This window comes from Streptomyces boluensis, assembly GCF_009908195.1.
Taxonomy (GTDB): domain Bacteria; phylum Actinomycetota; class Actinomycetes; order Streptomycetales; family Streptomycetaceae; genus Streptomyces; species Streptomyces boluensis.
In genome coordinates, this window is record NZ_JAAAHS010000026.1 from 15,672 (window position 1) to 38,930 (window position 23,259).

The 23,259-nt window shown below is 69.7% G+C and carries 16 protein-coding genes; 9 read left to right on the forward strand and 7 right to left on the reverse strand.

Annotation, left to right across the window (positions count from 1 at the left end):
• Positions 1–18 precede the first annotated feature (18 nt).
• A complete protein-coding gene (locus tag GUY60_RS06125; protein ID WP_161694595.1) occupies positions 19–603 on the reverse strand; it encodes a GNAT family N-acetyltransferase in 585 nt (194 codons plus the stop codon).
• Positions 604–851: 248 nt separating this feature from the next.
• Here GUY60_RS06125 and secA point away from each other — a divergent pair, with 248 nt between their 5' ends.
• Positions 852–3,692, forward strand: a complete 2,841-nt coding sequence (gene secA, locus GUY60_RS06130) for a preprotein translocase subunit SecA (protein ID WP_161694598.1) — start codon at positions 852–854, stop codon at positions 3,690–3,692.
• A 220-nt stretch (positions 3,693–3,912) separates the two neighbouring features.
• On the opposite strand, the gene GUY60_RS38485 is transcribed toward secA, so the two are convergent.
• Positions 3,913–4,398 (reverse strand): Rv3235 family protein, encoded by a 486-nt coding sequence (locus GUY60_RS38485; RefSeq protein ID WP_223178669.1) that lies wholly within the window; start codon positions 4,396–4,398, stop codon positions 3,913–3,915.
• A 296-nt stretch (positions 4,399–4,694) separates the two neighbouring features.
• Between GUY60_RS38485 and GUY60_RS06140 the strand changes: the two genes are divergently transcribed.
• Positions 4,695–5,201: a DUF6912 family protein gene (locus GUY60_RS06140; RefSeq protein ID WP_161694600.1), complete on the forward strand. Its 507-nt coding sequence runs from the start codon at positions 4,695–4,697 to the stop codon at positions 5,199–5,201.
• A gap of 99 nt (positions 5,202–5,300) precedes the next feature.
• Positions 5,301–5,972, forward strand: coding sequence for an HAD family hydrolase (locus GUY60_RS06145; protein ID WP_161694602.1), 672 nt, complete (start codon positions 5,301–5,303; stop codon positions 5,970–5,972).
• A 50-nt stretch (positions 5,973–6,022) separates the two neighbouring features.
• Here GUY60_RS06145 and GUY60_RS06150 read toward each other — a convergent pair whose 3' ends face one another.
• Positions 6,023–6,589 carry a DJ-1/PfpI family protein gene (locus GUY60_RS06150; protein ID WP_161694604.1) on the reverse strand — a complete coding sequence of 189 codons (567 nt, stop codon included), beginning with the start codon at positions 6,587–6,589 and terminating at the stop codon, positions 6,023–6,025.
• Between the two features lie 539 nt (positions 6,590–7,128).
• Between GUY60_RS06150 and GUY60_RS06155 the strand changes: the two genes are divergently transcribed.
• From GUY60_RS06155 to GUY60_RS06175, 5 genes are all read left to right on the forward strand, one after another.
• On the forward strand, positions 7,129–12,063 hold the full coding sequence (locus GUY60_RS06155) for an NAD-glutamate dehydrogenase (protein ID WP_161694606.1): 4,935 nt from the start codon (positions 7,129–7,131) through the stop codon (positions 12,061–12,063).
• Positions 12,064–12,287: 224 nt separating this feature from the next.
• Positions 12,288–13,373, forward strand: coding sequence for a mannose-1-phosphate guanylyltransferase (manB, locus tag GUY60_RS06160; protein ID WP_161694608.1), 1,086 nt, complete (start codon positions 12,288–12,290; stop codon positions 13,371–13,373).
• Positions 13,374–13,525: 152 nt separating this feature from the next.
• Entirely contained in the window at positions 13,526–13,936 is a 411-nt protein-coding gene (locus GUY60_RS06165; protein ID WP_161694610.1) for a GtrA family protein, read from the forward strand.
• A 246-nt stretch (positions 13,937–14,182) separates the two neighbouring features.
• On the forward strand, positions 14,183–17,068 hold the full coding sequence (locus GUY60_RS06170) for a bifunctional glycosyltransferase/CDP-glycerol:glycerophosphate glycerophosphotransferase (protein WP_161694612.1): 2,886 nt from the start codon (positions 14,183–14,185) through the stop codon (positions 17,066–17,068).
• Complete coding sequence (locus GUY60_RS06175; RefSeq protein ID WP_161694614.1) at positions 17,065–18,231, forward strand: glycosyltransferase; 1,167 nt, start codon at positions 17,065–17,067, stop codon at positions 18,229–18,231. Before GUY60_RS06170 ends, GUY60_RS06175 begins: the two co-directional genes overlap by 4 nt.
• Before the next feature lie 25 nt (positions 18,232–18,256).
• On the opposite strand, the gene GUY60_RS06180 is transcribed toward GUY60_RS06175, so the two are convergent.
• Together GUY60_RS06180 and GUY60_RS06185 are read right to left on the reverse strand one after the other, a co-directional pair.
• The gene (locus GUY60_RS06180; RefSeq protein WP_161694616.1) at positions 18,257–19,087 is read right to left on the reverse strand and encodes an ABC transporter ATP-binding protein; all 831 of its coding nucleotides are present in this window, start codon (positions 19,085–19,087) and stop codon (positions 18,257–18,259) included.
• On the reverse strand, positions 19,080–20,045 hold the full coding sequence (locus GUY60_RS06185; RefSeq protein ID WP_376771166.1) for an ABC transporter permease: 966 nt from the start codon (positions 20,043–20,045) through the stop codon (positions 19,080–19,082). Before GUY60_RS06185 ends, GUY60_RS06180 begins: the two co-directional genes overlap by 8 nt.
• A gap of 158 nt (positions 20,046–20,203) precedes the next feature.
• Between GUY60_RS06185 and GUY60_RS06190 the strand changes: the two genes are divergently transcribed.
• Entirely contained in the window at positions 20,204–20,815 is a 612-nt protein-coding gene (locus tag GUY60_RS06190) for a TetR/AcrR family transcriptional regulator (RefSeq protein WP_161694620.1), read from the forward strand.
• A gap of 119 nt (positions 20,816–20,934) precedes the next feature.
• Here GUY60_RS06190 and galE read toward each other — a convergent pair whose 3' ends face one another.
• Positions 20,935–21,915: a UDP-glucose 4-epimerase GalE gene (gene galE, locus GUY60_RS06195; RefSeq protein WP_161694627.1), complete on the reverse strand. Its 981-nt coding sequence runs from the start codon at positions 21,913–21,915 to the stop codon at positions 20,935–20,937.
• An 86-nt stretch (positions 21,916–22,001) separates the two neighbouring features.
• Positions 22,002–23,259: transferase (locus GUY60_RS06200; RefSeq protein ID WP_187369943.1), on the reverse strand; the 1,258-nt coding region annotated here is incomplete at its 5' end.

The window sequence follows — 23,259 nt, forward strand, 5'->3', positions numbered from 1 at the left end:
AGGGCACGGCACTGACAATTACCGCTGACCTGGCGTATTCGCGGGCAAGTACGGGTCGAGAGGCGGCAGTTCGAGGTCGGACGGCAGCAGGGAGCCGACCCAGCAGTCGCGGCGGGTGCCCCGGTGCTGGTGCGCGGCGCGCAATGTGCCCTCCATGGTGAAGCCCGCCCGGAGCGCCACCGCGCGTGAGGCCGTGTTGCCCACCTCCGCGCGCCACTCGAGGCGGTCGATCGCGGCTCGGGTGAACGCCCAACGGCTCAGCGTCTTGAGCGCCTCCGTCACATAACCGCGTCCGCGCTGCTCCTTCACCGACCAGAAGCCCACCTCGGCGGCGCCCAGGCCGCGCAGCATGATCCCCATCACGGCCACCAGCGCGTTGCCCTCGCGCGTACGGATGGCGAAGGTGTACTCCCTGCTGTGCTGCCAGGCGTCCGGTGCGAAGTGCTGGGTGAAGTTCTTGGCGTGTTCGTGTTCATAGGGGGAGGGAACGGTCGTCCAGCGTTGGATATCGGGGTCCTGGCAGGCGGCGTAGCAGTCCTCGGTGTCATCGGGGCCGAGGGGGCGCAGGACGAGGCGTGCGGTGGTGAGCGTGACCGGTTCCATCAGCCGATTCTCGGCCGTCCCGGAGGTGGGCGCCAGAACTTTTGCCGAGCCCACGGGCACCTCGCGGGACCCTCGAGCGTTCTTCAGAGAGGCGCTGGGTGGCCTTCGTCACGGCGACCCTCCCGAGCCGGAGTCGTCCTCGCTTACGATGGCCGTTGCGGTGGGGTCCGCCTGCTGTGCCCTCACCGCTCGAGAACCGAGACAGAAACCGACCGTGCCAGGCCCGACCGGCAAGGAGACCAACCCTCGTGTCCGTCTTCAACAAGCTCATGCGTGCAGGCGAAGGAAAGATCCTGCGCAAACTGCACCGCATCGCGGACCAGGTCAACTCCATCGAAGAGGACTTCGTCAGCCTCTCCGACGCCGAGCTGCGCGCGCTCACCGACGAGTACAAAGAGCGCCACCAGGAGTGGCTCGACAGCGACGGCAAGTCCGGTGACAGCCTCGACGACCTGCTCCCGGAAGCGTTCGCCACGGTCCGTGAGGCCGCCAAGCGCGTCCTGGGCCAGCGGCACTACGACGTCCAGATGATGGGTGGAGCGGCCCTGCACCTCGGCTATGTCGCCGAGATGAAGACCGGTGAGGGCAAGACCCTCGTCGGCACGCTCCCGACGTACCTCAACGCCCTTTCGGGCAAGGGCGTCCACCTGATCACGGTCAACGACTACCTGGCCGAGCGCGACTCCGAAATGATGGGCCGCGTCCACAAGTTCCTCGGTCTGTCCGTCGGCTGCATCATCGCCAACATGACGCCGGCTCAGCGTCGCGAGCAGTACAACTGCGACATCACCTACGGCACGAACAACGAGTTCGGCTTCGACTACCTCCGCGACAACATGGCGTGGTCGCAGGACGAACTCGTCCAGCGCGGGCACAACTTCGCGGTGGTCGACGAGGTCGACTCCATCCTCGTCGACGAGGCGCGTACGCCGCTGATCATCTCCGGCCCCGCCGACCAGGCCACCAAGTGGTACGGCGACTTCTCCAAGTTGGTCACCCGCCTGACCAAGGGCGAGGCGGGCAACCAGCTCAAGGGCATCGAGGAGACCGGCGACTACGAGGTCGACGAGAAGAAGCGGACCGTGGCCATCCACGAGCCCGGCGTCGCCAAGGTCGAGGACTGGCTGGGCATCGACAACCTCTACGAGTCGGTGAACACCCCGCTCGTGGGTTACCTGAACAACGCCATCAAGGCGAAGGAACTCTTCAAGAAGGACAAGGACTACGTCGTCATCGACGGCGAAGTCATGATCGTCGACGAGCACACCGGCCGTATCCTCGCCGGCCGCCGCTACAACGAGGGCATGCACCAGGCGATCGAGGCGAAGGAAGGGGTGGACATCAAGGACGAGAACCAGACACTCGCCACGATCACCCTGCAGAACTTCTTCCGCCTCTACAGCAAGCTCTCCGGCATGACCGGTACGGCCATGACGGAGGCCGCCGAGTTCCAGCAGATCTACAAGCTCGGCGTCGTCCCGATCCCGACGAACCGCGCCATGGTCCGCATGGACCAGTCGGACCTGATCTACCGCACGGAGAAGTCCAAGTTCGACGCGGTGGTCGACGACATCGCCGAGAAGCACGAGAAGGGCCAGCCGATCCTGGTCGGCACCACCTCGGTCGAGAAGTCCGAGTACCTCTCGCAGCAGCTCGCCAAGCGCGGCGTCCCGCACGAGGTGCTCAACGCCAAGCAGCACGACCGAGAGGCCTCGATCGTCGCCCAGGCCGGCCGCAAGGGCGCCGTCACGGTCGCCACGAACATGGCCGGTCGTGGTACGGACATCAAGCTCGGCGGTAACCCCGACGACCTCGCCGAGGCCGAGCTGCGCCAGCACGGCCTCGACCCCGAGGAGCACATCGAGGAGTGGGCCTCGGCCCTGCCGGACGCCCTGGAGCGCGCCGAGCAGGCCGTCAAGGCGGAGCACGACGAGGTGAAGGACCTCGGCGGGCTCTACGTGCTGGGTACCGAGCGCCATGAGTCGCGGCGTATCGACAACCAGCTGCGTGGTCGTTCCGGCCGTCAGGGCGACCCGGGTGAGTCCCGGTTCTACCTCTCGCTGGGCGACGACCTGATGCGCCTGTTCAAGGCTCAGATGGTCGAGCGCGTCATGGCGATGGCCAACGTCCCGGACGACGTCCCGATCGAGAACAAGATGGTGACCCGCGCCATCGCCTCGGCGCAGTCCCAGGTCGAGCAGCAGAACTTCGAGACGCGTAAGAACGTCCTGAAGTACGACGAGGTTCTGAACCGCCAGCGTGAGGTGATCTACGGCGAGCGCCGCCGCGTTCTGAAGGGCGAGGACCTGCACGAGCAGATCCGGCACTTCATGGACGACACGATCGACGCGTACATCCAGGCGGAGTCCTCCGAGGGCTTCGCCGAGGAGTGGGACCTCGACCGGCTCTGGGGTGCGTTCAAGCAGCTCTACCCGGTGCAGGTCAGCATCGAGGAGCTGGAGGACGCTGCCGGTGACCGTGCGGGCCTGACCGCCGAGTTCATCAGCGAGTCCGTCAAGGAGGACATCCACGCGCAGTACGACGCGCGTGAGGAGCAGCTCGGCTCGGACATCATGCGGGAGCTCGAGCGCCGCGTGGTGCTCTCCGTCCTCGACCGCAAGTGGCGCGAGCACCTCTACGAGATGGACTACCTCCAGGAGGGCATCGGCCTGCGCGCCATGGCGCAGAAGGACCCGCTGGTCGAGTACCAGCGCGAGGGCTTCGACATGTTCACCGCCATGATGGAGGGCATCAAGGAGGAGTCCGTCGGCTACCTGTTCAACCTGGAGGTCCAGGTCGAGCAGCAGGTCGAGGAGGTCCCGGTCGAGGACGCGAAGCCGTCCCTGGCGAAGGACTCCGAGGACGCGGTGCCCGCGGGCGCCGGGCGGCCGGAGATCCGCGCGAAGGGCCTCGACGCCCCGCAGCGCCCGGACCGGCTGCACTTCTCCGCGCCGACGGTGGACGGCGAAGGCGGCGTCGTCGAGGGCGACTTCAGCAATGACGAGGACGGCGCCCACGCGGCCGACGACGGCATGACGCGCGCCGAGCGCCGCAAGGCACAGAAGGGCGGCCGCCGCCGCAAGAAGTGATGCGGGGCGCGGGTGCCTGGTGATCTGGGTACGCCGGGCAGACCACGTAGCCGTCGGGGCCGGAGACCAGCTGGATGCTGCTCTCCGGCCCCGACGGCGTTCTGGTTCGCCGTGAGCCGTGAGCCGTGGGCCGTGAGCCGTGGGCCGTGAGCCGTGAGCCGGGACGGGTGGGCTGGTCGGTGCCCGCCTGCCCCGGCTCCGGCGGGGTTCAAGGCGGGGTTCAGGCCGGTTGGCGTTCCCCGCCCAGTTCCACGGCGGCGCAGCGCCACCGCAGGTCCGAGCCGCGTTCCAGGCGGAAGGCCATCGCCCGCACCCGGTCGCCGGCGCTGATGCAGGCGCTGGCTTCGACCACTCCGGGACGCAGCGGATGCGCCCGACAGGTGCGGACGTAGGGCCGCGGCCCCCGGGCCTTGAGCGGTGTGTACGGGGCCAGCTCGACGAGCTGCTGGTACCCGTTGCCGACGGTGTGGTTGAGCATCCAGTGCACGGGGCGTTCGCCGCTCAGGACGGCGAGCAGGCGCTCGGCGAAGAGCTCGTGCGGCTTGACCCGCCGCCGCTGCGCCGGTACCTCGGGCCTGCGCTGATCGCGCCTGTTGGTGGGCCTGGTCGCCGAGCGGTTGACGGGACGCGAGCCAGTGCCGTTCTTCGAGCGGCCAGGGCCCCTTGAGCCCTTGAAGCCGTTGGAGTCATTGCGTGTGACGGCCATGATCATTCCCCCGAATCTGCTGGACCCGGAATTCCTACCGGGCAGTAGCCACAGATTTCTTGTACGGGGGCGAGGGGCCTGCCCGCAACGTGGCGTCAAGTTTTGGCATGCGCTCTGGAAGATCACCTATCAGGGTGACGGCCCAAGGGGCGCCTGGGCTCGGGGCGGGTCACCCGGAAGACATTCGGGACGTAGCCGACAATCGGGAGCGCTGAAGCAGCACCTCGAAGAGGGACATGGGGGCACGTATCCTGAGGGCCTTCAGCCCACGTCCAGCCACGAAGAGAGCGGCGGCCATGCGCGTCTACGTACCCCTGACCCTTCCCGGGCTCGCCGAGGCTCACAAGGCGGGAGAGCTGGGTCCCGGACCGCTGACCGCCTACGCCGTGACGCCGGCGCTGCGCGAGTGGTACGTCTCGGACGACATCGAGGAGCTGGAGTACGCGGCCCTCAACCGGGCGGCCTCGTACTCCCTGCGGATGCTCGCCGGTGACCCCGGGGCGGCGCGCCGTCGGGTCGTCGTCGCCGTGGACGTGCCGGATGCCGAGGCGGCCGTCGACCCGGACCGCGGGCTCGACGCCGGCGCGCTCGGTGAGGTGCGGATCGCGCGGGCCGTGGCGCTGTCGAAGGCGGCCGCGGTGCATGTCGACGCCGACGACGCCGAGGCCGATGTGACGGCAGCCGCGGCTGCCCTCGGCGCGGCCGACCAGGGCGACGACGACGCGCAGTTCACGGTGGACGGGGCCGAGGACCACGAGCTGCTGTGGTTCGCGACGCAGGAGATCCCGAACCTCATCGGATGAGCCGCGGAGACGGGGGCCGCGCACCCGTCTGACCAGGCCTTCTGTGGAGTTATCCACAGGCCGGGCGGAGGGTGGCACCTGCCGGGTACCGTCTTGGGCATGGGGAAGCAGCAGGGACCGCACATCGTCTGGGACTGGAACGGCACGCTGTTCCACGACATCGACGTGGTCATCAAGGCCACCAACGCTTCGTTCGCTGAGATCGGTCTGCCGCCGATCACGCTGGAGCGGTATCGCGAGCTGTACTGCGTGCCGGTGCCGCGTTTCTACGAGCGGCTCATGGGGCGCCTGCCCACCGACGCGGAGTGGGCCGTGATGGACGAGGCGTTCCACCGGCACTACTGGTCGCTGGCGGACGGCGCCGGACTCGCCGACGGGGCGGGCGAGTTGCTGGCCGACTGGCAGGCGGCCGGCCTGACCCAGTCCATGTGCTCACTGGCTCCGCACGACCGGCTGGTGCCGATCGTGCGCACGCACGGGATCGAGCACCGCTTCATACGCGTCGACGGGCGCATAGGGAACTCGACGTCGGGCAAGGCCGAGCACATGGAGCGGCATGTCGCCGCGCTCGTGGAGTCCGTCGACCCCGCGCGCACCGTGGTGATCGGGGACGCCGTGGACGACGCGGTGGCCGCGGCACACGTGGGCGCACTCGCGGTGCTCTACACCGGGGGCTCGCACAGCCGCGCCAGCCTGGCGGAGGCGGGCGTCCCGGTGGTGGACAGCCTCGCCGAGGCGGTCACGGAGGCGGCACGGATCGTGGCGGGCTGACGGAGTGGGGGCTTCCGGGGCGTCCGAGTGTGCCGTCCCGGCCGGGGCCGTCAGGTCGCCGGGGCCTTCGCTCGGAGCACCGTGAGGAACTCCCGCATCCAGCGTGAGTGGTCCGGCCAGGCGCGGGCGGAGACCAGGGTGCCGTCCACCACGGCCTCCGCGTCCTGGAAGGTCGCGCCCGCCGCTTGCATGTCCAGCTCGAGAGCCGGATAGGCCGTGACCTTGCGGCCCGTCAGGCTGCCGATCGCCGCCGTGAGGAGGGGGCCATGACAGATCTGGGCGACCGGCTTGTCCGCGTCGAAGAACGCTTTGAGGATCTTGCGGAGCTCCGGGTCGTTGCGCAGGTACTCCGGGGCCCGGCCGCCCGGGATCACCAGGGCGGCGTACTCCCCGGGGTCGACCTCGGAGAAGGCGAGGTCCGCGGGCCAGGTGTAGCCCGGCTTCTCGGTGTAGGTGTCGAAGCCACGCTCGAAGTCGTGGATCACGAACTGGAGCTGCTTGCGGGACGGGGCCGCGATGTGCACGTCGTACCCCTCTTCGCGCAGCCGCTGGTAGGGGTAGAGCACCTCCAGGGACTCCGCCGCGTCACCGGTCACAATGAGGATCTTCGTTGCCATGGTCGCTCGCTCCCTTGGCGTGAAACCGTCCGGTGTGCCGGTCCGGGTGGCCCGGGTGGAAGGGGTCCGTCCGGCACGGGGCTCTGCCGCCAACGTGCCTCGTCGGAGCACGTTTGCCAAGTGGGGCCGGGCAGGGCGGCGCGGAGGCGGGTGGCCGCCGGTGCGTCGACGGCACGGACGAGGGGGTGTTGTCCCTGTCCAGAGTGTCAAAGTAACGCCCCATCTTTTGTACCTATACGGCCCATGACGTGGTCCGGGTCCGGGGCGATAGCCTTGACCCGTGATCAGCGCGATATCCCGCGGGGGCAGCGCAGCCCCCGACCCGTGCCCGGTACGCCGGCGTGCCCGGGTGATCGTCGCGCTCCGGGTACGGGGCGGCCAGTCGACAATGGCCGATACAGCCCCTGCCATCTCTCGCCAAGGCATAGCGTCGTCCACGACGGGACACCCCGCGTCGCGACGTTGTGCCCTTGCTCGCCATACCGGCGGATCAACCACCTTCAACGTCACGCAACGGCGCGCGACAGGAGCCAGAGGACATGCAGACCAAGCTGGACGAAGCAAAGGCCGAGCTGCTCGCACGGGCCGCCCGGGTAGCTGAGCACAGCCCGGTCGGGGGGCAACTTCCGACGGGGGCTACTACGGGAGACCGACCGGACGAGGACCCGGTGCTCTCGTACCTCCAGCGCTACTACCTGCACACCGCTCCCGAGGACATGGCCGACCGTGACCCGGTCGATGCGTTCGGTGCCGCGTTCTCGCACTATCGGCTTGCGGAGAACCGCCCGCAGGGCACCGCCAACGTCCGGGTGCACACCCCGACGGTGGAGGAGAACGGCTGGACGTGCTCGCACTCCGTCGTCGAGGTCGTCACGGACGACATGCCCTTCCTGGTCGACTCGGTGACCAATGAGCTCTCCCGGCAGGGCCGCGGCATTCACGTCGTGATCCACCCGCAGGTCGTGGTGCGCCGTGACCTGACCGGCAAGCTCATCGAGGTGCTCCCCGCCGGGGCGCCCACGGACAGCCACGAGACGCTGACCGAGTCGTGGATCCACGTCGAGATGGACCGCGAGACGGACCGGGCCGACCTGAAGCAGATCACCAACGACCTGCTCCGTGTCCTGTCCGACGTGCGCGAGGCCGTCGAGGACTGGGACAAGATGCGCGACGCCGCGCTGCGCATCGCCGATGAGCTGCCCAGCGAGCCGACCGCCGACGACCTGCAGAACGAGGAGGTCGAAGAGGCCCGCGAGCTGCTGCGCTGGCTGTCCGCCGACCACTTCACGTTCCTGGGCTTCCGCGAGTACGAGCTCAATGAGGACGACTCGCTCGGCGCCGTCCCCGGTACCGGTCTCGGTGTCCTGCGCTCCGACCCGCAGCACAGCGGCGAGGACGTGCACGGCCACCCGGTCAGCCCGTCCTTCAACCGGCTGCCCGCCGACGCCCGTGCCAAGGCCCGCGAGCACAAGCTGCTCGTCCTGACCAAGGCCAACAGCCGCGCCACGGTGCACCGCCCCAGCTACCTCGACTACGTGGGCGTGAAGAAGTTCGACGCCGAGGGGAACGTCATCGGGGAGCGCCGCTTCCTCGGACTGTTCTCCAGCGCCGCGTACACCGAGTCGGTGCGCCGGGTGCCGGTGATCCGCCGCAAGGTCGCCGAGGTGCTCAAGGGCGCCGGGTTCTCGCCCAACAGCCACGACGGCCGCGACCTGCTCCAGATCCTGGAGACGTACCCGCGCGACGAGCTCTTCCAGACCCCGGTCGACGAGCTGCGCGCCATCGTGACGTCCGTGCTGTACCTCCAGGAGCGCCGCCGGCTGCGGCTCTACCTGCGCAAGGACGAGTACGGCAGGTACTACTCCGCGCTGGTCTACCTGCCGCGTGACCGGTACACCACGGGTGTGCGGCTGCGGATCATCGACATCCTGAAGGAGGAACTCGGCGGCGCCAGCGTCGACTTCACCGCCTGGAACACCGAGTCGATCCTCTCCCGGCTGCACTTCGTGGTCCGGGTCGCGCCGGGCACCGAGCTGCCGCAGCTCTCCGAGTCCGACAAGGAGCGCATCGAGGCCCGTCTCGTCGAGGCCGCCCGGTCCTGGGCCGACGGCTTCGCCGAGGCGCTGACCGCCGAGTGCGGCGAGGAGCGCGCGGCCGAGCTGCTGCGCCGGTACGGCAACGCCTTCCAGGAGGGCTACAAGGCCGACCACACGGCGCGTGCCGCCGTCGCCGACCTGGTGCACGTCGAGCAACTCACCAAGGGCGAGAAGGACTTCGCCCTCTCCCTGTACGAGCCGGTGGGCGCGGGACCCGGTGAGCGGCGCTTCAAGATCTACCGCGCGGGCGAGCAGGTCTCCCTGTCGGCGGTGCTGCCGGTGCTCCAGCGCCTCGGCTGCGAGGTCGTCGACGAGCGGCCCTACGAGCTGCGCGCCAGCGACGGCACCACCGCGTGGATCTACGACTTCGGCCTGCGCATGCCCAAGACCACGGGCAACGGCGACTACCTCGCGGACGATGCCCGTGACCGGTTCCAGGAGGCGTTCGCCGCCGTCTGGACCGGGCTCGCGGAGAACGACGGCTTCAACTCCCTCGTCCTGGGCGCCGGCCTCGGCTGGCGGGAGGCGATGGTGCTGCGCGCGTACGCCAAGTACCTGCGCCAGGCGGGCGCCACGTTCAGCCAGGACTACATGGAGGACACCCTCCGTACCAACGTCCACACCACCCGTCTCCTGGTGAGCCTCTTCGAGGCGCGGATGTCCCCGGACCGCCAGCGGGCCGGTACCGAGCTGATCGACGGGCTGCTCGAGGAGCTGGACGGCGCGCTCGACCAGGTCGCGTCGCTCGACGAGGACCGGATCCTGCGGTCCTTCCTCACCGTGATCAAGGCGACCCTGCGGACCAACTTCTTCCAGGAGGCGGAGGGCGGCAAGCCGCACACGTACGTCTCCATGAAGCTGGACCCGCAGGCCATCCCCGACCTGCCGGAACCGCGACCCGCGTACGAGATCTGGGTGTACTCCCCGCGCGTCGAGGGTGTGCACCTGCGCTTCGGCAAGGTCGCGCGCGGTGGTCTGCGCTGGTCCGACCGGCGTGAGGACTTCCGTACGGAGATCCTCGGCCTGGTGAAGGCGCAGATGGTGAAGAACACCGTCATCGTGCCGGTCGGCGCGAAGGGCGGCTTCGTCGCCAAGCAGCTGCCGGACCCGAGCGTGGACCGGGACGCGTGGCTCGCCGAGGGCATCGCCTCGTACAAGACGTTCATCTCGGCGCTGCTCGACATCACGGACAACCTGGTGGCGGGCGAGGTCGTGCCGCCGTTCGACGTGGTGCGGCACGACGGCGAGGACACCTACCTCGTGGTCGCCGCCGACAAGGGCACGGCGACGTTCTCGGACATCGCCAACCAGGTCGCGCAGTCGTACAACTTCTGGCTGGGCGACGCGTTCGCGTCCGGTGGTTCGGCCGGGTACGACCACAAGGGCATGGGCATCACCGCGCGCGGTGCCTGGGAGTCCGTGAAGCGGCACTTCCGGGAGCTCGGCCACGACACGCAGAACGAGGACTTCACGGTCGTCGGCGTCGGCGACATGTCCGGTGACGTGTTCGGCAACGGCATGCTGCTCAGTGAGCACATCCGCCTGGTCGCGGCGTTCGACCACCGGCACATCTTCATCGACCCGAACCCGGACGCGGCCACCTCGTACGCCGAGCGGCGCCGCCTCTTCGAGCTGCCGCGCTCGTCCTGGGCGGACTACAACAAGGAGCTGCTCTCCGCGGGCGGCGGCATCTTCCCGCGCAGCGCCAAGTCGATCCAGCTCAACGCGCACATCCGCGAGGCACTCGGCATCGAGTCGGGCGTCTCCAAGATCACCCCCGCCGAGCTGATGAAGGCGATCCTGCACTCGCCGGTCGACCTGCTGTGGAACGGCGGCATCGGTACGTATGTGAAGTCGAGCGTCGAGTCCAACGCGGATGTGGGCGACAAGGCCAACGACGCGATCCGGGTGGACGGCGCGGACCTGCGGGTCAAGGTCGTCGGCGAGGGCGGCAACCTGGGTCTGACGCAGCTGGGCCGGATCGAGTTCGCGCGTACGGGCGGCCGGGTCAACACGGACGCGATCGACAACAGCGCGGGCGTGGACACCTCCGACCACGAGGTGAACATCAAGATCCTGCTCAACTCCGTGGTCGCGGACGGCGATCTGACGGTGAAGCAGCGCAACAAGCTGCTGGCCCAGATGACCGACGAGGTCGGCCGGCTGGTGCTGCGCAACAATTACGCGCAGAACACCGCCCTGGCCAACGCCCTCGCCCAGTCGTCGAGCATGCTCCACGCCCAGCAGCGCTTCATGCGCACGCTGGTGCGCGAGGGCCGGCTCGACCGGGCCCTGGAGTTCCTGCCCGCCGAGCGCCAGATCCGGGAGCGGCTGAACGCCGGGCTCGGGCTGACCCAGCCGGAGACGGCCGTGCTGCTCGCGTACACGAAGATCACGGTCGCGGAGGAGCTGCTCGACACGGGGCTGCCGGACGACAAGTACCTGCAGGGCCTGCTGCACGCGTACTTCCCGACGGCGCTGCGTGAGCGGTTCCTCGACCAGATCGACGGGCACGCGCTGCGCCGCGAGATCGTCACGACGGTTCTCGTGAACGACACGGTGAACACGGGCGGTACGAGCTTCCTGCACCGGATGCGGGAGGAGACCGGCGCCTCGCTCGAAGAGGTCGTACGCGCCCACACCGCGGCCCGCGCGATCTTCAAGCTCAACGAGGTCTGGGACGCCGTCGAGGCGCTGGACAACGTCGCGTCGGCGGACGTGCTCACCCGGATCCGGCTGCACTCGCGGCGCCTGGTGGAGCGCGGCACGCGGTGGCTGCTCAACAACCGGCCGCAGCCGATCGACCTCGCGGAGACCATCGAGTTCTTCAGCGAGGGCGTGGCCGAGGTCTGGGCGGAGCTGCCGAAGCTGGTGCGCGGCGCGGATCTGGACTGGTACCAGCAGATCTTCGAGGAGCTGACCGGCGCCGGTGTGACGGAGGAGCTGGCGCAGCGCGTGGCCGGGTTCTCCTCGGCGTTCCCCAGCCTGGACGTGGTGCTGATCGCGGACCGGATGGACAAGGCGCCGCTGGATGTCGCCGAGGTCTACTACGACCTGGCGGACCGGCTGTCGATCACCCAGCTGATGGACCGCATCAGTGCCCTGCCGCGCAGCGACCGGTGGCAGTCCATGGCGCGGGCGGCGATCCGCGAGGACCTGTACGCGGCGCACGCGGCACTCACCGCGGATGTGCTCGCGGTGGGTAACGGCACCTCCACTCCCGAGCAGCGCTTCAAGGCGTGGGAGGAGCAGAACGCCGCGATCCTCGGCCGTGCCAAGTCGACGCTCGACGAGATCCAGGGCTCGGACGCCTTCGACCTCGCGAACCTGTCGGTGGCGATGCGGACGATGCGGACACTGCTCCGTACACACGGCTGAGGTACGGCCGGCCGACCGAGCCGATTGACTGGGCCGGCTGACTGAGCCGGCCGGCTTGGCCGTTCGGCTGAGCTGTTCGACCGCAGTACGCGAATGACACCCGGGGCGCCCCGGCCTACTCGTAGGCCGGGGCGCTCTGTTGTGTGGCGCGGTGACGGCGATGGGCAGTCTGTTTGATCTAACCTTGTCCGAATCATCCGGTTATAGCGCCTTGGGAAGAGTGGATGACTGAAGCGATCCTGCTGGTCGGTGGGCAAGGCACGCGACTGCGGCCGGTCACGGTCAACACCCCCAAGCCGATGGTCCCCGCCGCAGGCGTTCCCTTCCTGGCGCACCAGATCGCGCGGGCCGTGGCGGCCGGGGTCGACCGCGTGGTCCTGGCGACCTGCTATCTGGCCGAGGTCTTCGAGCCGTACTTCGGTGACGGTTCGGCGTACGGGATCACGCTGGAGTACGTGGTCGAGGACGAGCCGCTCGGTACGGGCGGGGCGATCCGGAACGCGGCCGGGCGACTGAGCTGCGGCCCGGACGAGCCGGTCCTCGTCTTCAACGGCGACATCCTCACCGGCCTCGACATCCGCGGCCTGGTCGCGACGCATCGGCGGGCCGACGCGGATGTCACCCTGCACCTCGCCCAGGTCGACGACCCGCGGGCGTTCGGCCTGGTGCCGACCGACGCGGACGGCCGGGTCACCGCCTTCACCGAGAAGCCTCAGGCGCCCGAGGAGATCGTCACCGACCAGATCAACGCCGGGGCGTATGTCTTCCGGCGCTCGGTGATCGACATGATCCCGGCAGGTCGGGCCGTCTCCGTGGAGCGCGAGACCTTTCCGGGGCTGCTGGCCGAGGGCGCCCGTCTGCACGGCAAGGTCGAGAACACGTACTGGCTGGACCTGGGCAGGCCCGAGGCGTTCGTGCGGGCGTCCGCCGATCTGGTGCGCGGGGTGGTCCACTCGCCCGCGGTGCCGGGGCGGCGCGGTGAGGTGCTGGTCCTGCCGGGTGCTCAGGTCGCCGAAGGGGCCAAGCTCGCCGACGGCACCGTCGTGGGCGCCGGGGCGCGGATCGGGGCGGGCGCCGTGGTCCAGGGTTCGGTGGTCCTTGACGGGGCGGTGGTGGGCGCCGACGCGTATGTCCACGACAGCCTGATCGGCGCGGGTGCCTCGGTCGGCTCGCGTGCCCGGGTGTGCGACGCGGTGATCGGGGACGGTGCGCGGGTCGGCGCCGACAACGAACTCAGGGCCGGTGTACGGGTGTGGTGCGGGGCGGAGTTGCCGGATGCGGCGTTGCGGTTCTCCTCGGACCGGTCATGACGGCTCTGCGCACCTCGCCGTCGACGTCGCCCTCGTCGGCGCAATCGCCCTCGCCGGCGCCGACAGGTCCCGCACTGCCGGCAACACCGACAGCCATCACCGTCCCCGCCCCCGCGCGGGTCCCCGGGGCGCGGACTTCCGGCAGGGAGCGGATGCGTAGGTTCGGCAAGGAGATCGTCAAGTTCGGGATCGTCGGCGGGAGTGGGGTCGGGGTCAACTTCCTTGTCTTCAACCTGCTGTTGCACGGGCTGGGGGCGGGGCCGATGACCTCCACGGTGCTCGCCAGTTCCGTCGCCATCTGCACCAACTACCTGGGGTTCCGGTTCTTCGCGTACCGGGACCGCTCGGCGCGGAGCAAGCGGCAGATCGTGCTGTTCTTCGTGTTCAGCGGGGCCGGGGTGGCCGTGGAGAGTGCGCTGTTCTCGCTCGCGTACCACGGGTTCGGCATGGACGGGCCGATCGGCTCGAACATCGCGAAGGCGCTGTCGATCGTGCTGGCCTCCGCGTTCCGCTTCCTCGTCTACCGGACCTGGGTCTTCCAGCGCGACGTACACCGTCGCTGAGCCGCACGACCGCTGAGCCGCGCCACCGACGAGCCGCACGACCGCCGCTGAGCCGCGCCACCGATCAGCGGTACAGCCGCGCCGCACTACCGCACACCCCGCCCCCGAACTCGGACATGACCCCCCAGACAGCTAAATTTCACCGGTATGGCACATTTGACTCGAACGTACGCAGGCCCGATTTCCGGGCATGTCGGACAATCGAGAGGATGCTGAACGAGCGGTGCAGGTTGCCTGGAGGAACATATGGCTTTGATCGAGGACGACCACCCCGAGTTCGACGTATCCGTCGTCGTGATCGTCTACAACGACGAGGCCAGGCTCCCGGCCGCCCTGCGGTCCGTGCTCGACCAGACCCTGCGCGGCGTCGAGATCGTGATCGTCGACGACTGCAGCACCGACGGCTCGTACGACGTGGCGCGGCGTCTGGCCGCCGAGCACCCGGAGCGGGTGCGGGCCTTCCGTTTGCCGGAGAACAGCGGCGGGGCCGGTGAACCGCGCAACGTGGGCATCGGCCACACCCGCGGCCGGCACGTGATGTTCCTCGACAGCGACGACGTCCTGGAGCGCAACGCCTGCCGGAATCTCCTGGAGGCCGCCGAGCGCGACGGCTCCGACATCGTGTCCGGCCTCTGCGTCCGCCTTGACCAGGACACCCGCAACAAGAAGCGCGACGCCTGGTACCCCTGGCTGTACGCGCGCACCCAGGTCCTGGACTCGGTCACCGAACTGCCCGACCTGTTCGTCTGGGACACCCTGTCGACGAACAAGATGTACCGCCGTGACTTCCTCATGGAGAACCAACTCCGGTTCCCCAAGGGGATGTTCTACGAGGACCTGATCTTCGTAGCCGAGGCGTATCTCGCCGCGGAGCGCATCACGCTGATACCCAACCAGGTCTACTTCTGGCACGTGTACGAGAACGGGGCCGCGAAGTCGGTGACCAACCGGCGGCACGAGATGGCCAACTTCGTGCACCGGATGGAGATCCACCGGCGGATCGACGTCCTGCTCGCCGAGCGTGGGCTGCACGAGCTGAAGCTCGCCAAGGACATCAAGTTCCTCAAGCACGACCTCGTACTGCACCTGCGTGACCTGCCGTTCCGGAACGCCTCCTACCGGCAGGAGTTCGCCGGTATCGCCCGCGGCTACCTCGACTCGCTCGCCCCCGAGGCCTACGACGAGGTGCAGCCGATCCAGGCTGTCTGCGCCTATCTGCTGCGGGAGGACGACTGGGAGAACCTGCTCCCGGCCGTCGACACCCTCACCAACCGCGACAAGATCTCCGCCCCGCTCGTGGAGCGCGACGGGCATGTCTACTGGTGTGCGGAGCACCTCGACGACCCCTTCGGCCGGCACGTACTCGATGTCACCGACCTCGGGTACCACACCAGGACCGTCGACCGGATGTTCCTGCGCAACGCCCTCACCGGGTACGAGGAGCGCGGCGGCACCGTCCGGCTCAGCGGGCGTGTCACCAATCCGCTCGGCGTGATCCCCGAAGGCGCCCGGCTCACCGGTGAGTTGGAGTTCAGCGCCCGCCGCCGCAGCCTGCAGCGCTTCCGTTTCCCGGTGTCCGCGCTGTGGCACGAGGGCGCGTACGTCGCCTGGGAGGCCGAGGCCGACCTCGCCGGGAAGCTCCGGCCGCTCGGCATCGTCGACGAGGTGTGGGACGTACGGCTGCGCCTCGACGTGGACGGGGTGCGCACCACGACCCGGCTGACCGCGAGCGAACCCGACCTGGCACAGGGGCTGCTCCTGGTGCGGCCACGCCTGACCCGGATGGTCGCCGACCACGTCGAGCCGGAGGTGTCGCAGCGTGGCCACCTCGCGTTCCGCCTGGTCACCCGCGACCGCGTCGAGGACAAGGACCGGGTGCGCGAACTCGTCGTGCGCGGAGTGCAGGGAACGCCTGGCAGGCTCGCCAAGTCGGGGGTCCGGCGGGCCAGGAAGCTGCGCAAGAAGGTCACTTCGGCCGAGACGAAACTGCGGGTGTACGACGAGGTGTTCAGCCGGCTGCCGGTGAAGAAGGGCCTGGTCGTCTTCGAGAGCCAGCTCGGCAAGCAGTACAGCGACAGCCCGAAGGCGATCTACGAGGAACTGCGGCGCCAGGGCCTGGAGTTCGAGCCGGTCTGGTCGTACGCCGGGTCCCCGGAGGGGTTCCCCACGGACGCCACCCTCGTACGCCGCTGGTCGCTGCCGTATCTCAAGGCGCTGGCGCGGGCGGAGTTCTGGGTCGACAACCAGAGCTATCCGCTGAAGCTGACCAAGCGGCCGGAGACCACCTACCTGCAGACCTGGCACGGCTCCGCGCTCAAGCGGATGGGCTTCGACGAGCCGGCCTGGAAGCTCAGGTCCAAGGCGCGGCAGGACGAACAGCAGCGCGTCCTGGACCGCTTCGACCGGTTCCTGATCCGCTCCGAGCACGATGTGCGCACCCTCGCCAAGGCGTTCCGGCTCAAGGAGAAGACGCTCCTTCGCGTCGGCTATCCGCGAAATGACGCACTGGTGCACGCCAGGGAGCGCGAGCTTGCCGAAGGGCGCCGGGTGCGCGGGCCGCTCGCCGCCGAGCTCGGCATCCCCGAGGACAGGCAGGTCCTCCTGTACGCGCCCACGTTCCGTAAACACGGCGGCCGGAACGGGCGGTTCGAGCTGCCCTTCGACGTGGAGCGGTTCGCGGAGCACTTCGGCGACCGGTATGTGCTGCTCGTACGCTCGCACTACCTCACCCACGTGGTGCTGCCACCGTCCGTGCGTGGCCGGGTCATCGACGTATCCGCGCACCACGATGTGAACCCGCTGATGGAGCTCGCCGACGGCCTGGTCACCGACTACTCCTCGGTGATGTTCGACTACGCGCTCCTCGACCGGCCGATGCTCTTCTTCGCGTACGACTACGAGGAGTACGTGCACGAGGGCCGCGGCACCTACTTCGACCTGCTCGAACGCGCCCCCGGGCCGGTCGTGCGCGGCGAGGACGAGCTGTTCGCCGCGCTTGAGTCGCTGCCGGAGCAGAGCGTGAAGTACGCGCCGGAACGCGAGCGGTTCGTGGCGGAGTTCGGTGAGTACGACAAGGGGACCGCCGCCCGCAGCATCGTCGAGCAGTTCTTCTCCCACTGGAGCCGTGGATGAGCACCCGGACGCGACACCCCGAGCGGGATGTCTTCTTCGTCAGCAACAGCGTCAACGAGCTGGGCGGGATCACCAGTTGGTCGCACCAGATGGCCCGCCTCTTCACCGAGGCCGGCCACCGGGTGCACGTCGTCGGCATCACCGAGCCCGCCGAGCCGCAGGACATCGGCACCGGGCTGCCGTACCCGACGACGACCCTCTACGACGAGCACCCGCCGCGGGTCGGACCGGCACGCGGCATCAAGGGCCGGCTCAACCTCGTCGAGCGCCGGCTGCGGGCCGCGCGCGAGGCGGGCATGCACGAGCAGGCGGCGAAGCTGACCGCGCTGTTCCGGCGGGCGCGGCCCGGCGCCGTCGTGATCGTCACGCAGGTGTGGGCCATGGAGTGGGTGACGCTCGCCGACACCTCGGGCCTCACCGTCATCGGCATGAGCCATGAGTCGTTCGCGTACTCGCGGTCCTGCTCGCGCTACGGGCGGGTGCGGAAGTTCTACAAGGACGTGGACCGGATGCTCGCCCTCACCCGCGAGGACGCCGACCTGTGGATACGCCAAGGGGGCATGGACAACGCATCGTTCATGCCGAACCCGCTGCCCTTCATGCCCGAGGTGCCCTCGCCGCGCACCGCGAAGGTCGTCACAAGCATCGGCAGGCTGCACGACCAGAAGGGCATCGACATGCTCCTGGACACCTGGGCGGAGGTCGCGCCGCTGCACCCGGACTGGACCTTGCGGATCTATGGCTCCGGCGAGGACGAGGAGCAGCTCAAGCGGCAGTGCACCGAGCTCGGCCTTGACGGTTCCGTCGCGTGGATGGGGCGGACCAGCGATGTGCCGGGCGCGCTGCGCGGCGGCTCGGTCTTCGTGCAGTCGTCCCGTGGCGAGGGCTTCCCGCTCGCGCTGATGGAGGCGATGGCGACGGCCGTGCCGTGCGCCGCCTTCGACTGCGCGCCCGGCGTGCACGAGATCGTCCAGGACGGCGAGGACGGACTCCTCGCCGGGCTCGGCAACACCGGTGAACTGGCCCGCAGGCTCGACACGTTGATGTCCGACAAGGAGTTGCGGGACAAGATGGGCGACCTTGCGCGGCAGAACATCCAGCGGTACACGACGGACGAGATCGTGCGCCGCTGGGAGGAGCTGTTCGCGTTCCTGGACCGCTGAGTTCGCTACGTGCGGCGCCGGGGAGTTACTTCCCGGCGCCCGTGAACTTCTCGTACTCCTTGAGGACTTCGGCCGTCGGGCCGTCCATGCGCAGCTCGCCGCGCTCCAGCCAGAGGACCCGGTCGCAGGTGTCGCGGATCGACTTGTTGTTGTGGCTGACCAGGAACACGGTCCCGGCGGTGGCGCGCAGTTCGCGGATGCGGGCCTCGGAGCGCTTCTGGAACTTGCGGTCGCCGGTCGCCAGGGCCTCGTCGATCATCAGCACGTCGTGGTCCTTGGCGGCCGCGATGGAGAAGCGGAGCCGGGCGGCCATGCCGGAGGAGTAGGTGCGCATGGGAAGGGTGATGAAGTCGCCCTTCTCGTTGATCCCGGAGAACTCCACGATGTCCTCGTACCGTTCGCGGACCTGTTCGCGGGACATGCCCATGGCGAGGCCGCCGAGCGTCACATTGCGCTCGCCGGTCAGGTCGCTCATCAGGGCCGCGTTGACGCCGAGCAGCGAGGGCTGGCCGTGCGTGTAGATCCGGCCGTTCGCCGTCGGCAGCAGGCCCGCCACGGCGCGAAGCAGCGTCGACTTGCCGGAGCCGTTCGTTCCGATGAGACCGATGGCCTCGCCCTTGTACGCGGTGAACGAGACGCCCTTGACGGCGTGCACCTCGCGGACGCCCCCCACCCCCTCGTGCTCGGCGTGCTTCCTGCGCCCGAGGATGCGGCTGAGCGCGGCGGTGGCGCTGCCCCGGCCGGCGCCGGTTCCGGTGACGCGGTAGACGATGTCGACGCCGTCCGCGATCACGGTGGGCGTACGGGACTCGGTGGTGGTGGCCCGGGGTGCGGGCTCGGTGAGGGTGTCAGCCACGGCCGTAACTCTCCTCTGCTTTCCAGAAGTACACGAAACCGCCGACGCCGAGGACCACGGCCCAGCCGAGCGCGAGCGCCCACATGACGCCCACGCCGTACGGGAGTTGGCCCGCGTCGAAGCTGTCGATCAGCGCGTAACGCACCAGGTCGATGTAGGCGGCCGCCGGGTTGCATTCGAGCAGGACCTTCGCGAACTGCGGGACGCCGTGCTCGGGGAGCACGTTCTTGATGCTGAACATCACGCCGGAGGCGTACATCCAGGTGCGCATCACGAAGGGCATCAGCTGCGCGAGGTCGGGCGTCCTGCTGCCGAGCCGCGCCATGACCATCGCGAGCCCGGTGTTGAACAGGAACTGCAGCGCGAGGGCCGGTACGACGAGGAACCAGGACCAGGCCGGCGGCACCCCGAAGCAGAGCAGGATGACGGCCAAGGCGCCCATCGAGAACAGCAGTTGCTGAAGCTGCTGCAGGCTGAAGGCGATGGGCAGGGCGGCGCGCGGGAAGTGCAGGGCGCGCACCAGGCCGAGGTTGCCGGAGATCGCGCGGGTGCCGGCCATCACGGAGCTCTGCGTGAAGGTGAAGACGAAGACCCCGGTGACCAGGAACGGCACGAAGTCGTCGATGCCCCGGCTGGTGCCGAGCAGCAGACCGAAGATCAAGAAGTACACCGCGGCGTTCAGGAGCGGCGTCATCACCTGCCAGATCTGGCCGAGCTTCGCCTGGCTGTACTGCGCGGTGAGCTTGGCGGTGGCGAAGGCGCCGATGAAGTGGCGGCGGTCCCAGAGCTGACGCACGTACGCCGGAAGGGCCGGGCGGGCATTGCTGACGGTGAGGCCGTGGAGCGCGGCGAGCTCGGCGGCGTCGGGCGGCACGGCGCGCGGGGCGCCGTCGGGGGCGCCCTCGGGTACGGGTGCGCCCTCCGGTACGGGGGCGCACAAGGTCTGGCTCTGACTCACTGCTGACCGACTCCTCACGCCGTGGGACACGGGGCCCGACGCCGGAACGTCACGCCGGAACATCACGTCGGAACGGACCCGTATCGTCGTCTCGTCGAGAGTAGGGCCCGGCGACGTCGGAACGCAACCGTTTCGTCGTCCCGTTCTATGCTGTCCGTATGACTGAAAGCCCGGGTGTTCCCCGTCGTAGAGCCCCCGCGGGCGCCGCCGTACTCCGTGAGGATGTGACCGAGGCCATTCGCGCCGCGGTCTTCGAGGAGCTGGCCGCCGTCGGGTACGCGCGGATGTCCATCGAGGGCATCGCGCGCCGCGCGGGCGTCGGCAAGACGGCGGTCTACCGCCGCTGGAAGTCCAAGCTGCACCTGGTCCTCGACCTGGTCTCCGCGGTGGCGGTGCAGGGCCTCCCGGCACCGGACACGGGCACCCTCGAAGGCGATCTGCGGCTGCTGTACGAGGTCACCTCGCGCGCACTCAGGCACCCGGTGGCCGGCCAGATCATCCCGGACCTCCAGGCGGAGGCGGCCCGCAGCCCGGAGATCGCTGAGGCGCTGCAGAAAGCTTTGCGCGAGGGGCAGTTCGGGGTGGCGATCGGCATCGTCAGGGCGGCCGCGGCCCGCGGCGAACTGCGCGAGGGCCTCGACGAGGACCTCGCCCTCGACCTGATCTCCGGCCCGCTGTACTGGCGCTCAGTGGTCGCACGGGCCGCGCTGCCCAAGGGGTACGTGAGCGCGCTCGCCTCGGCCACGGCTGCGGGGCTGCGGGCGCTCTAGCGGTCGGTACGGGGTGCGGGGTGCGGCGTGGGTCCCCGGTACGTGAATGGGGGTACGTGAATGGGGGCGCCCGGCAGGTTGCCGGGCGCCCCCATTCATGTGCGTCGGGGTGCGGCGGGTCAGTCGCGCGCCGCCTCCGGGTGCAGTCGTACCCAGCCCTCCCAGGCCGAGGTGACCATGGCGCGGACGTCGTGGCGGGACTTCCAGTCGAGCTCGGCGGAGATCCGGTCCGCCGAGGCGACGACGCGCGCGGGGTCGCCGGGACGCCTCGGGTCGACCTGCGGGGCGATGTCGTACCCGGTGACTTCGTTGATCAGGTCGATCATGGCGCGTACCGAAACGCCTTCCCCGCGGCCGATGTTGACGGTGAGGTCGGTGCCGGGTGCCGTGGCGAGCTTGCGGGCCGCGACCACATGGGCGTCCGCGAGGTCGGCCACGTGGATGTAGTCGCGCACACAAGTGCCGTCCGGCGTCGGGTAGTCGGCGCCGAAGATCCGCGGGGGCTCGCCCCGGGTGAGGCGCTCGAAGACCATCGGCACGATGTTGAACACGCCCGTGTCGGCGAGCTCGGGGGTGGCAGCGCCCGCCACGTTGAAGTACCGCAGGCAGGCCGTCGACAGGCCGTGGGTGCGGCCCACCGCGCGGACCAGCCACTCACCGGCGAGCTTGGTCTCGCCGTACGGATTCATCGGCGCGCACGGGGTGTCCTCGGTGACCAGGTCCACGTCCGGCATGCCGTACACCGCCGCGGAGGACGAGAAGACGAAGCTGCTCACGCCCGCCTCGACGACCGCCTCCAGGAGGACGCGGAGCCCCTCCACGTTCTCGTGGTAGTAGCGCAGGGGCTGCTCCACGGACTCGCCGACCTGCTTGTGCGCGGCCAGGTGCACCACGCCCGTGATGCCGTGCTCCGCGAGCGTGCGGTCCAGCTTCGGCCGGTCGAGGACGGAGCCGCGCACGACCGGGACGCCCGCGGGGACGCGCTCGGTGATGCCGGACGACAGGTCGTCGAACACGACGGCCTGCTCGCCCGCCTCGATCATGGCGCGGACGACGTGCGCCCCGATGTAACCGGCTCCGCCGGTGATCAGCCAGGTCATGGTCACCCTGTTCCGCATGCGATGTGTCTTGCCGTTGAGACGGTAACGCGTCGGTGCCGGGCCGAGTTCCGCCGGGCCGGGTTCCGTCAGGCCCGGTGACCGAGCAGGCGCGCGACTCTGCGCCGCAGCATGCCGGCCGCGCTGCGGGCGCCCACGGAGAGGCGGAGCGCCAGGTTCCCGGACGCGGTGGCGTACGGCCGGGCCAGCAGGACACCCCGGCGCGCGTGCGGCCGGGCCACGGGCCGCAGCAGGTCCGGGCCCCCGACGGCGCGCGCCGTGGTGTCGCGCGCCGTACCGTCCGCGAACCGCACCCGTACCTTCACGTCCCACACGCCGGTGGCGAGCGCGCCGAGGTCGAGCAGGACGGTGGCGGCCCAGGTCGGCTCGGAACCGGTGGGGCCGGTGCCGATGCCTCTGTCCGTGTCCGGGCCCGTGCCTGTGTCCGTGTCCGTGTCCGTGCCCGTGCTCGTGCCCGGCTCCGGCTCTGGCTCCGGTGACCAGGTGGCGGAACGGCGCATCCCGCACCGTCCGGTCCTGCGGTCCCGCAGCTCGACGTCGACGCTGGTGGGCACGGCCGCGCTCACCCGGCCGTACAGATCGTGCAGGCGAAGCCGCAGTACGGAGCCACGCGCGCGGGTGTGGAGTTCCGCGTCGACGGCGAGGGGCAGCAGCCGCATCGGGCGGACCAGGAGGTGTTCGAGGGTCACCTGGGGCAGCGCGTGGGACCAGATGGGCGTGGCGTCGGCGGCGCGCGGATAGGGCGGGACGAGCCGGGCCGGGCTCGCCGCGACCTGCTTGAGGCGGTCCAGGTCGACCGGGTCGGGCGAGGCGAGGATGGTGCGGGCGATGACCCGGCCGGGCGCGGGGGCGAGCGCGAAGTCGGCCTCGTCGAAGGTCCGCAGGTACGCGCGCGTGCTGTCCCACCAGCGGCGGCGGTACTCGGCGCTGCGCTGGTCGAGCTCCTTGGTGTACATGCGCAGGCCGTGGTCGAGGAACTTGGCGCGGGCGGCGCGGGCCAGCTTCTTCTCACCGGCGTCGAGCAGGATGTCGACGGCCTGGCGGTGGGCCTCGATACGGGCCTCCCAGTTGGCGGTACCGGCCCGGTCGAGGGAGAGCGAGAGCTTGGCGGCGGAGCGGCGGACGTGCCAGATGTAGACCGTGTTGGCGACGAGCGCGAGGCGCGGGGCGGCGGCGAGTACGCGCGCGGTGAACACGAAGTCCTCGTAGACGAACCGGCCGTCGGGGAAGCGGATGGCGTGCTCGCGCAGGAAGTCGGCGCGGTAGAGCTTGTTGACGCAGAGGGTGTCGTGGACCAGCCGGGGCCGCTTGTCGGGGCGGGCCACC

Bases quoted from the DNA above. Each gene is read 5' to 3' on its own strand.
- GUY60_RS06125 (WP_161694595.1), bottom strand. From the start codon at position 603: ATGGAACCGGTCACGCTCACCACCGCACGCCTCGTCCTGCGCCCCCTC.
- GUY60_RS38485 (WP_223178669.1), bottom strand. From the start codon at position 4,398: ATGGCCGTCACACGCAATGACTCCAACGGCTTCAAGGGCTCAAGGGGC.
- GUY60_RS06140 (WP_161694600.1), top strand. From the start codon at position 4,695: ATGCGCGTCTACGTACCCCTGACCCTTCCCGGGCTCGCCGAGGCTCAC.
- GUY60_RS06145 (WP_161694602.1), top strand. From the start codon at position 5,301: ATGGGGAAGCAGCAGGGACCGCACATCGTCTGGGACTGGAACGGCACG.
- GUY60_RS06150 (WP_161694604.1), bottom strand. From the start codon at position 6,589: ATGGCAACGAAGATCCTCATTGTGACCGGTGACGCGGCGGAGTCCCTG.
- GUY60_RS06155 (WP_161694606.1), top strand. From the start codon at position 7,129: ATGCAGACCAAGCTGGACGAAGCAAAGGCCGAGCTGCTCGCACGGGCC.
- manB (WP_161694608.1), top strand. From the start codon at position 12,288: ATGACTGAAGCGATCCTGCTGGTCGGTGGGCAAGGCACGCGACTGCGG.
- GUY60_RS06165 (WP_161694610.1), top strand. From the start codon at position 13,526: ATGCGTAGGTTCGGCAAGGAGATCGTCAAGTTCGGGATCGTCGGCGGG.
- GUY60_RS06170 (WP_161694612.1), top strand. From the start codon at position 14,183: ATGGCTTTGATCGAGGACGACCACCCCGAGTTCGACGTATCCGTCGTC.
- GUY60_RS06175 (WP_161694614.1), top strand. From the start codon at position 17,065: ATGAGCACCCGGACGCGACACCCCGAGCGGGATGTCTTCTTCGTCAGC.
- GUY60_RS06190 (WP_161694620.1), top strand. From the start codon at position 20,204: ATGACTGAAAGCCCGGGTGTTCCCCGTCGTAGAGCCCCCGCGGGCGCC.
- galE (WP_161694627.1), bottom strand. From the start codon at position 21,915: ATGACCTGGCTGATCACCGGCGGAGCCGGTTACATCGGGGCGCACGTC.